The sequence below is a fragment of the Achromobacter sp. genome, from assembly GCF_032113835.1.
Taxonomy (GTDB): Bacteria; Pseudomonadota; Gammaproteobacteria; order Burkholderiales; family Burkholderiaceae_B; genus Achromobacter.
In genome coordinates this window covers 1-9993 of the sequence record NZ_DAMCTG010000130.1, presented here as the reverse complement: position 1 = coordinate 9993, position 9993 = coordinate 1, and the positions used below count along the sequence as shown (strand labels likewise).

Genomic DNA, 9993 nt, shown 5'->3' with positions numbered 1-9993 from the left:
ACGTCCGTGTACACGCGCGACACGCAGCGCACGCCGGTCAGCGGATACGTGCAGGCCTCGACGAGCTTGCTCTGGCCTTCGCGGGTTTGCAGTTCCATCATCACGAAGACATCCTTGGCGCCGATGGCCAGGTCCATCGCGCCGCCGACGGCGGGGATGGCGTCGGGCGCGCCCGTGTGCCAGTTGGCCAGGTCGCCATGCTGCGAGACCTGGAAGGCGCCCAGCACGCAGATGTCCAGATGGCCGCCGCGCATCATCGCGAACGAATCGGCGTGGTGAAAGAACGAGCAGCCGGGCTGTTCGGTGACGGGCTGCTTGCCGGCGTTGATGAGGTCGTAGTCTTCCTCGCCCTTGGCAGGCGCGGGACCCATGCCCAGCATGCCGTTTTCGGTATGCAGGATGACTTCGCGGCCGGCCGGCAGGTGGTTGGCGACGAGCGTGGGCAGGCCGATGCCCAGGTTGACGTAGGCGCCTTCAGGAATGTCCTGGGCGACGCGGGCGGCGATCTGGTCGCGGGTCAGTTTGGTGCTCATTGCTGCTCCTTGGCGGCCTGCTGGCCTGCGATCTGCACGACGCGCTTGACGAAGATGCCGGGGGTGACGACGGTTTCGGGGTCGAGCTCGCCCAGTTCGACGATCTCGCGGACCTGGGCCACGGCCACGCGCGCGGCGCTGGCCATGATGGGACCGAAGTTGCGGGCGGTCTTGCGGTAGACCAGGTTGCCCCAGCGGTCGCCGCGCTCGGCCTTGATCAACGCGTAGTCGGCGTGCAGCGGATACTCCAGCACGTACTGGCGGCCGTTGATCTCGCGGGTTTCCTTGCCGTCGGCCAGCGGGGTGCCGTAGCCGGTGGGCGTGAAGAACGCGCCGATGCCGGCGCCGGCGGCGCGGATGCGCTCGGCCAGATTGCCTTGGGGCACCAGTTCCAGTTCCAGCTTGCCGCTGCGGTACAGGCCGTCAAAGATCTGCGAGTCCGCCTGGCGCGGGAACGAGCAGATGATCTTGCGCACGCGGTTGGCGCCCAGCAAGGCGGCGAGCCCCGTGGTGCCGTTGCCGGCGTTGTTGTTGATGATGACCAGGTCCTTGGCGCCCTGTTCAAGCAGGGCGTCTATCAGTTCCATGGGCTGGCCGGCGGTGCCGAAGCCGCCGATCATGACGGTGGCGCCATCGGGGACGTCCGCCAGGGCGGCGGCAGCGCTTGCAACAGTCTTAGAGATCATGATGTTCGCTCATAGGTGGCGTGTCATAATTTGTTCTTCTTTCGAACTTTCGTTCTTCTGAAGAACATCGTTTCATGGGGAATGCGAAGGCGTCAAGGCAAGCCCGCACGCCGCAATCTCCATCGTTCGGAGTCGCCCGCAAGGGGCAACGCAGGCTCGCCGCAGCGGGCCTTTTACTCGTGGAACCAGACGGATGGCCGAGCAAGATCCCCAGCAACCCAGCGACAGTTACGTGCAGTCCTTCGCGCGCGGCCTGTCGGTGATCCGGGCCTTCGGCCCCGACCGTTCGCAGATGACGCTGTCCGAGGTGGCCGCCGTGACGGGGCTGACCCGTGCCGGCGCGCGCCGCATTCTGCTGACGCTGGAACACCTGGGCTACGTCACGGCCGACGACCGCAAGTTCTCGCTGACCCCGCGCATCCTGGAACTGGGTTACGCCTATCTGTCGGGCACGCCGCTGTGGAACCTGGCGCTGCCCTACATGGAAGAAGTCGCCGAGCTGACGCGCGAGTCCTGCTCTGTGTCGGTGCTGGAAGGCGCCGACATCGTGTACATCCTGCGTCTGTCGACGCATAAGGTGATGACGATCAATCTGGCCGTGGGCAGCCGCTTGCCGGCGTGGGTGACGTCGATGGGCCGCGTGTTGCTGGCGGGCCTGCCGGAAGCCGAGTTGGACCGGGTCCTGGCGATGAGCCAGATCCAGACCTACACGGCGGAAACCGTCACCGACGTCGCGGAACTGAAGCGCGTGCTGGCCGGTGTGCGTGCCGACGGCTATGCCTGCGTGGCGCAGGAACTGGAGCCCGGCCTGCAATCCGTCGCGGTGCCCATCATCGACCGCAGCGGCCGCGTGATCGCCGCGATGAACGTCAGCGGTCACGCCAACCGGTTTTCGCGCGAGGCGATGCTGGAAGCGTTTTTGCCGCCGCTGCGCCGCGCCGCCGACCAGATCAACCACGCGCTGCTGCGCCGCTAGGCGGCGCGGGCGGACGGCGAGGTCGGTCGTCAAGGGCATGGCGGCCGTGCTCAGATGGGTGCGACGCCGAGCGTCGTGCCGCCGCAGACATACAGCATCTGGCCGGTGACAAACCCGTTGTCGGGTGACAGGAAGAACATCGCGGCACGCGCGACGTCTTCAGGCGTGCCCAGGCGCTTGACGACGATGCTGTTGATGATGCGCTCGGTCTGCGGCGCGCCGGCCGGATTGCTCTTGGTGAAGAGATCCGTGGCGATGGGGCCGGGGCCGATGGCGTTGACGGTGATGCCGTCGCCGCCCAGTTCCATGGCGAGCGTGCGCGTCAGGCCCACGAGCCCGGCCTTGGTGGCCGAATAGACCACACGGTCCGGCTTGCCCAGCGCGGCGCGCGACGACATGTTGACGATGCGGCCAAAGCCGGCTTCGCGCATGGCGGGCAGCGCGGCCTGCACCAGGATGAGCGCAGTGCGCAGATGCAGATTGACGACGTAGTCCAGGTCGGCCAGCGTGGCAGTGTCGGCCGTGCCGGGCCGCGTGGCGCCGGCGTTGTTGACGAGGCCGACGATATTGAACGCGCTGGTGACTTCGCGCGCGACTTCCTGCGTGCGGGCTTCATCGGTCAGATCGGCCTGATACGAGACCAGACCCGCCGGCGGATTCTCGGGCAGCTTGTAGTCGATGTTGACGACCTTGTGGCCGGCATCGAGCAGCATGCGGATGATGGCGGCGCCGATCCCGGCGCTGCCGCCGGTGACGAGATATGCGGTGGGTTTGGTCATATCAATTCCCGTTCGGTTCAAAAAAACACTGCTCTGACAACTTCCCGGCTCCCCCCGATCGGGGACACCGCCAGATCCGGCTCCGCCGGTCTGCAGGTGTCGCCCCCTGGGGGGCGCGCGCAAGCGCGTACGGGGGGGCTCAATGCGTCAGGTAGCCCCAGGCGAGGACGGCGGTGATGTGGATCACGCCGACCCACAGCATCATGATGACGGTATAGCCCATCACGTCGCGCAGCTTGAGCTTGGACAGGGCCAGCGCCGGCAGGATCCAGAAGGGCTGCACCAGATCGTTCCAGGCATTGCCCAGCATGACGGCCATGGTGGTCTGGTTGAGCGCGCTGCCGATTTCCTTGGCGGCGTCGATCATGAACGGACCCTGGATGACCCAGTGGCCGCCGGCGGACGGCGCGAAGAAGTTGATGACGAACGAGCTGATCAGCCCCCAGAACGGCAGGGTTTCAGGCGTGGCGACGTCGACGAAGACCGCGGAGATCGTGGTGACCAGACCCGAGGCGGCCATGATGGCCATGATGCCGGCATAGAACGGGTACTGCAGGATGATCCCGGAAATGGTCTTGATGCCTTCGGTCAGCTTGGCAACGTAGGCGGCGGGCGTGCCGAGCAGGATGATGCCCAGGAACAGGATGATGAAGTTGATGAGGTTCAGGTCCAGCGAGCCGCCGTCCATGAAGTGAAAGACGACGTAGGCCACACCGAGCGCGCCGATCAGCATGCTGAGCAGGCGGCTGTTGTTGAGCTTGGAGGCAATGGTGCCCTTTTCGAGCATGTCTTCGGCGGCGTTGGACGCGTTGGCGTCGCGGTCGATGTTGGGGTCGACTTCGACGATGGCTTCACCCTTCTTGGGGTGCAGCCAGGCGTTGAGCAGCGGCAGGGTGATGATGATGACCAGGCTGGTGAGCAGCATGGGCACGGAGAAGATGGTCTCCGACAGGGGGATGGTGCCCATCTGCGCGGCGGTGGGGTGGCCGGGCGTGGCGACGAGGACGGGGATGCTGGCGGACAGGCCCAGACCGTACATGGTGAAGCCGCTGTAGGCGGCGGCGATGATCAGGGGGTAATGCACACCCTTGACCTTCAGGGCCAGCTTCTTGGCGACGATGCCGCCGATGACCAGACCAAAGCCCCAGTTCAGGTAGCTGCCGACGCCGCCGACCAGCGTGGCGACGATGATGGCGGTGTGCGGCTTGTGGACGTGGCTGACGATGCGATTGAGCAGGCGGTCGGTGAGCGGCGCGGTGGCCAGCACGTAGCCCATTGCCAGGATGACGGCCATCTGGGTGGTGAAGGCCAGAAGGCTCCAGAAGCCTTTGCCCCAGGCACGGGTGACGTCGCCGATGCCCTGGCCTTCGATGCCCATGGCGAGCAGCACGGTGAGCAAGGTGAGCGCGATCGCAAAGACGAAGGGATCGGGCAGATACTTGCGCATCAGCTCGGTGAAAAATGAAGCCAGTTTATTCATGGTGCCTCCAACAACTCCGTAAGGCGGTTCTCTGATGTCCGGCGGCGCGGGTCATCGGGTGACGATGCGGGCGCGCTGGACGATTGCTTTTCTTTGTGTGGGTGGGCTCGTGGCCCGATGGCGCGGTCGGTCTTGGCCGCCGCGCTTTTTGTGGATGCTTGAGAACGGACTCAGGAGCCGCCGGCTTTGCCTGTGAGCCACGCAGCGAGTTCGCCGAGGGCGGCGCTTTTTTCGCGTAGGACGCGTTCGCGGCGTTCGGGGCTCCAGGTGTAGAAGCCCTGGCCGCTCTTGGCGCCGATGTGGCCGCTGTCGACTTTGCTTTTGAGCAGGTCGGAGGGTTCGGTGCGGTTCTCGAGGTCTTTGTAGAGGTAGCTGGCGATGGCGTAATGAACGTCGATGCCGTTCATGTCGCGCTGTTCAAGGGGGCCGGACAGGGCGAGGCGGATGCCGAGGCTCCACTTGACGACTTCGTCGATGTCTTCCGCGCTGGCGACGCCTTTCTCCAGCAGGGAGATGGCTTCGCGGGCGAGGGCGTGCTGGATGCGGTTGGCGATGAAGCCGGGGATGTCCTGACGCACAAGGACGGGGCGTTTGCCGCCGAAACGCAGGGTGGCCATGACTTTGGCGACGGTGTCCTCGGAAGTGTCGTCGTTGCGGACGACTTCGACGAGGGGGATGACGTCGGCGGGCGTGAAGAAGTGGGTGCCGACAAAGCGGTCGCGGCGCTGGACGGCGCTGGCGATGGCGTTGATGGACAGGCCGGAGGTGTTGGTGGCGAAGAGGGTGTGCGCGGGGCACAGGGTGTCCAACTTGCCGAAGATGCCGCGCTTGAGGTCGAGGTTTTCCGGGACGGCTTCGATGACGAGGTCGCTGGTGGCGGCGGCTTCGAGGCCAGGCTCGAAGCGGATGCGCTGGATGGCTTGCTGGACTTCGCCGGGGGCGTAGACGTTGAGCTGACGTTCGATGGTCTTCAACGCCCGATCCAGGGCGCCTTCGACGGGGTCAATCAATACGACGTCGAGTCCCTTCGAGGCGAACAGCGCGGCAATGCCGCTGCCCATGGCGCCTGCGCCGATGACGGCGAGATTCTTGAGGGGAGTGTCCATGATGGCTCGCTTGGTGCTTGCGGCTGCTGCTTGCAGGCGGGCACGCGGGGACCAGGGGTGATGCTGTCTCGTCCGGGGTGCCTTTCTGTGCGCGCTTGGCCAGAAAAATCTTTGTGTTCTATATACGAACATTTGTGCGTGTATAGAATTTCTGTGGGGATAGTACTAAAAGTTGCTGGGGGTGGACAAATGGGGGGTGGGGGTGTTCGGTGGGTGGACGGTTGGGGCGGCGGGTTTGCGGGCGGTAGCTGGAACGTGGGCGGAGTCGGCCTTGCGTTGATGTGATGGCGCTTCGCGTTTTCGCAGTCTTCTTTGGGTCTGACGCTGGCCGAAATGCAGATGCTCTCAGGTGTCTGACACCCTTTACGAGATGCACATGCTCTCAGGTGTCTGACACCCTTACGCACTGCCGTCTGAATCTGCGGATCGTGTTGCCGGGTGTCTGACACCGGCCACAAGAAAGCGCCAATTCGCACACCCGGCGTCAAGTGCAGCGTCTGACCAGATCCTTGAGCAGCCCGGTCACAAGGTCAGGCTGCTCAAGTCCTGCGAGATGGGCAACTCCCGCCAATGGTCGCCCCTGCGCATTCGGCAATAGGCGCGCCACCGTGATAGCGCGTTCCTGAATATGAGGAAAGTCCAACTCTCCCCATATCACTGACACGGGAACGTCGATCAATCCCAGCCGGGCAAACGCTTCCATGTCGTCGCGATTGGCCCCGAAAGGCGCTGCCGCCAGCGCAATAGCGTTCATATCCAGAAACAAGCGGCGTGTCTCGCCGGTAACGCGCCCGGGATCCGCCAACGGCCCGTCCAAAAAAAGCTCCGCTTTGATCTCGTTGATCCGGTCACGGTCTGCGGCCGATTCCGCCTCGCGTTGACGCGCGACCATCTCCAGAATTTCCGGCGAGTAGACGGGCGCTGGAGCGCCATTCACGGTGGGTGAAATCAGCAACAGGCCGCGCACGCGGGCGGGGTGCATCAGGGTCGCATTCAGCGCGATGTTGGCGCCCTGAGAGCAGCCGGCCAGGATCACCGGCGTGGAACCGGCCGTGGCGTCGATGATGGCGATCAGGTCGGCGACGGCGGAGTAGTCCTGGGCTGGTGCGCGGGTTTCTCCAAAGCCCCGTCTGTCGTACGCGATGGCCTGGTAGTCCGGCCCGCTCGCTTCCAACTGTGCGCGCCACATGCGCCGGTCGCAGACGTTGGCGTGCAGGAAGACAACGGGTAAGCCGCTTCCCGCCGTTTCCACGGCGATCATGGCGGCGCCGGACGCGACCTGCAATGTCGAGTTCACCGAGAAGTTCACGGCTGGCGCGCCTAACCCGAATTCCGCAGCCCCGCCGCGATCCCGTTGATCGTCAGATGGATCGCGCGCTGCACGCGCTTGTCGACCTCCGCGCTGGGATTCTTCTGCGCCGCGCGATGCCGCCGGATCAAATCAATCTGCAGGTAATTCAGCGGGTCGATGTAGGCGAAGCGTTCGCGCAGGGCGATCTGCAGCGTTGGGTTGTCGGCGAGCAGTTCGCGTTGCGTCAGCAGCTTGAGCATGGCTACCGTGCGGCCGTGTTCGGCGCTGATGGCGCCGAAGATACGTTCGCGCAAGGCGCGTTGCGGGACGAGTTGGGCGTAACGGGCCGCGATCGCCAGATCGGATTTGGCCAGGACCATTTCCATGTTGGAGAGCAGAGTGCGGAAGGCGGGCCAGTCGCGGGCCATTTCGCGCAGTTGTGCGAGGCGGCCGCGGCGCGAACGTGGGGCGTCGGGGGCGCCGGTTTCGAGATAGGCCTCGATGGCCGACCCCATGCCATACCAGCCGGTGAGCATGAGGCGGCATTGAGCCCACGAGAAGCCCCACGGGATGGCGCGCAGGTCTTCGATGCGCTGGCCTTTCTTGCGGGAGGCGGGGCGGGAGCCGATGTTCAGGCCGGCGATTTCGCTGATGGGGGTGGCGGCGAAGAAGTATTCGGCGAAGCCGGGGGTGTCGTAGACGAGGCCGCGGTAGGTGCGTTGGGCGGTGTCGGACATGAAGGACATGGCGGGGCCGTGGTGGGCCATGTGGGCGTCTTCGGCGCTGGTGGCTTCGGCGCGGGGGGCGAGGCTGGATTCGAGGGTGGCGGCGATGAGGAGTTCAAGGTGCCAGCGGCCGACTTCGGCGTCCTTGTATTTGCTCTGGATGACTTCGCCTTGCTCGGTCAGCCGGATCTGGCCGGCGACTGTGCCGGGGGGCTGGGCGAGGATGGCGTCGAAGCTGGAGCCGCCGCCGCGTCCGACGGAGCCGCCGCGGCCGTGAAAGAGGCGCAGGCGGACGTTGCGGGTGGAGAAGACGTCGACCAGTGCGCGTTCGGCCTGGTAGAGCGACCAGTTGGACGTCAGAAAGCCGCCGTCCTTGTTGCTGTCGGAGTAACCCAGCATGACTTCCTGGGCGCCGTTCTGCGCGAGCTTCACGCGCTGGCGGATTTCGGGCAGGTCGAGCCAGGCGGCCATGATGTCGGCGCCGCGCTGCAAGTCAGGGATGGTTTCGAAGAGGGGCACGACCATGAGGCCGTCTTCGGCGGGGATGTCCTGGCCGGCGGGCGCGATGAGGCCGGCCTCTTTCTGCAGGACCATGACTTCGAGCAGGTCGCTGAGGGTTTCGGTGTGGGAGACGATGGTCTGGCGCACGGCCTGTTTGCCGTAGCGGGCGCGGCCGGCGGCGGCGGCGCGCAGGACGGCGAGTTCGCGGGTGGTGTCTTCGGTGTAGGCGATCCAGGGAGAGGCCAGGGGGCGCGCCTGCGCGAGTTCGGCGCGCAGGAGGTCGACGCGCTCTTCTTCGGATAGCGCGAGGTAATCGAGAGGCTTGCCGTTGTGCGTGACGCCGGCGCGCGAGAAGAGTTCGGCGAGTGCGGCTTCGTGGACGTCGGAGCTTTGGCGCAGGTCGACGGTGGCCAGGTGAAAGCCGAAGACTTCGACGGCCTGCTGGAGACCGGACAGGCGCAGCTTCGCCAACGGGGCGCCGTGGTGCGCGCCGAGCGACGCGGCGATGACGGCGAGGTCGGCGGCGAGCTCTTGAGGGGCGTCGTAGGCGGGGGCGGCGACGGTGCTGCGGCGGGCGAGGTTCTGGCCGGTCAAGCGCAGCGCGGTGGCGGCCAGGCGGGCGTAGATGCCGACGAGGGCGCGCCGGTAGGGTTCGTCGCGGCGGTGCGGGGAGTCGTCGCCGCTGCGCTCGGCGAGCGCGAGCAATTCGGGGTCGGCGGCGATGAGTAGGGTGGTGATGGAGAGTTCGGCGCCGAGGGCGTGGACTTCCTGGAGGTAGTGCTCGAAGAGGACGGTGGCCTGGCGCAAGAGGGCGCGTTCCAGCGTGGCGGCGTCGACGTTCGGGTTGCCGTCGCGGTCGCCGCCGATCCAGCTGCCCATGCGCAGGAAGGGTTCGAGCGGCGGGGGCGGGGCGGCGAAGGGCTTGGCGGATTCGCGGTTGAGCAGCTTGGAGAGGTCGCCGTAGAGGCGCGGGATGACCTGCAGGAAGGTGCTGCGGTAGTAGGAGAGCGCGTTTTCGATTTCGTCGGCGACGGTCAGGCGCGTGTAGCGCAGCATGCGGGTCTGCCACAGGGTGGCGACGCGGCCGAGCAGGGCGGTGTCGAGTTCGGCGAGCTCGTCGGGGGTCAACTGGGCTTCGCGTTGGGCGAGGGCGGTGGAGATTTCGCGGTGGACGTCGAGGGTGCTTTTGCGCTGGACTTCGGTGGGGTGCGCGGTGAGGACGGGCATGACGCACGCGTCGGCCAACAGGCGGCGGATGCGCGCAACGCTGACGCCTTGTCCGCCAAGGATCTGAATGGCTTCGCGCAGGCTGCCGCGGGCGGGCGTGTCGTCGGTGAGGGCGCGGGCGCGCTGGCGGCGGTTCTGGTCGCGGTCTTCGGCGATGTTGGCCAGGTGCAGAAAGTAGCTGAAGGCGCGGGCGACGGAGTTGGGGTCGCTGCCTTGCAGGCGCTTGACGCGCTGTTCGAGCAGTTTGCTGTCAGCGTCGTCGCCTTCGCGGCGGAATTTGACGGCGGTGCGGCGCAGGGTCTCGATGGTGTCGAAGACGCGCTTGCCTTCGCATTCTTCGATGACTTCTCCTAACAGCCGGCCTAGGAGCCGGATATCGTGACGCAAGGGTTCTGCGGAATCGGACTGCGTGCGCTTGGCATTCATCGTGCGGGGATCCGTCTGACGGCTGTGGGAAGGGGTTTAAGTCGAAGCGGGCGTTGCGGGCAAACCTTGAAAATGATCGGTCGATTTTACGCAGCGTTCCTTACGGGGGAGGCAGTTTGCTCGGTTAAAGTGCGGGGTATCCCTTCGTTATTCCAGAAGCCCCCTTTATGCAAAATCATCAACGTCGCGCGCTCGTTCTGTTTTCGGGCGGGCAGGATTCCACCACTTGCCTGGCCTGGGCGCTGGACCGCTATGCCCATGTT

9 protein-coding genes are annotated in these 9993 nt (G+C 65.7%); 2 read left to right on the top strand and 7 right to left on the bottom strand.

Translation table 11 applies throughout. The features are described from left to right. Positions 1-533, bottom strand: a 533-nt coding sequence (locus RT697_RS25790; protein WP_313702496.1) for a 3-oxoacid CoA-transferase subunit B, incomplete at its 3' end; no start/stop codon positions are given. Beyond that, the gene (locus tag RT697_RS25785; protein ID WP_056559787.1) at positions 530-1219 is read right to left on the bottom strand and encodes a 3-oxoacid CoA-transferase subunit A; all 690 of its coding nucleotides are present in this window, start codon (positions 1217-1219) and stop codon (positions 530-532) included. The genes RT697_RS25790 and RT697_RS25785, both read right to left, overlap by 4 nt. 193 nt (positions 1220-1412) lie before the next feature. Between RT697_RS25785 and RT697_RS25780 the strand changes: the two genes are divergently transcribed. Continuing rightward, positions 1413-2195, top strand: coding sequence for an IclR family transcriptional regulator (locus RT697_RS25780; RefSeq protein ID WP_175122168.1), 783 nt, complete (start codon positions 1413-1415; stop codon positions 2193-2195). A gap of 50 nt (positions 2196-2245) precedes the next feature. On the opposite strand, the gene RT697_RS25775 is transcribed toward RT697_RS25780, so the two are convergent. The 5 genes from RT697_RS25775 to ppc all read right to left on the bottom strand — a co-directional run bounded on the left by RT697_RS25775 (position 2246) and on the right by ppc (position 9730). Further along, on the bottom strand, positions 2246-2974 hold the full coding sequence (locus tag RT697_RS25775; protein ID WP_056559783.1) for an SDR family NAD(P)-dependent oxidoreductase: 729 nt from the start codon (positions 2972-2974) through the stop codon (positions 2246-2248). A 139-nt stretch (positions 2975-3113) separates the two neighbouring features. Continuing rightward, complete coding sequence (locus tag RT697_RS25770) at positions 3114-4454, bottom strand: short-chain fatty acid transporter (RefSeq protein WP_056559781.1); 1341 nt, start codon at positions 4452-4454, stop codon at positions 3114-3116. A gap of 170 nt (positions 4455-4624) precedes the next feature. Next, a complete protein-coding gene (locus tag RT697_RS25765) occupies positions 4625-5560 on the bottom strand; it encodes a 3-hydroxyacyl-CoA dehydrogenase family protein (RefSeq protein WP_313702495.1) in 936 nt (311 codons plus the stop codon). A gap of 484 nt (positions 5561-6044) precedes the next feature. Further along, positions 6045-6869 (bottom strand): alpha/beta hydrolase, encoded by an 825-nt coding sequence (locus tag RT697_RS25760; RefSeq protein WP_313702494.1) that lies wholly within the window; start codon positions 6867-6869, stop codon positions 6045-6047. Positions 6870-6880: 11 nt separating this feature from the next. Next, complete coding sequence (gene ppc / locus RT697_RS25755; RefSeq protein WP_313702493.1) at positions 6881-9730, bottom strand: phosphoenolpyruvate carboxylase; 2850 nt, start codon at positions 9728-9730, stop codon at positions 6881-6883. 167 nt (positions 9731-9897) lie between these two features. Here ppc and RT697_RS25750 point away from each other — a divergent pair. Beyond that, positions 9898-9993: 7-cyano-7-deazaguanine synthase (locus RT697_RS25750; protein ID WP_313702497.1), on the top strand; the 96-nt coding region annotated here is incomplete at its 3' end.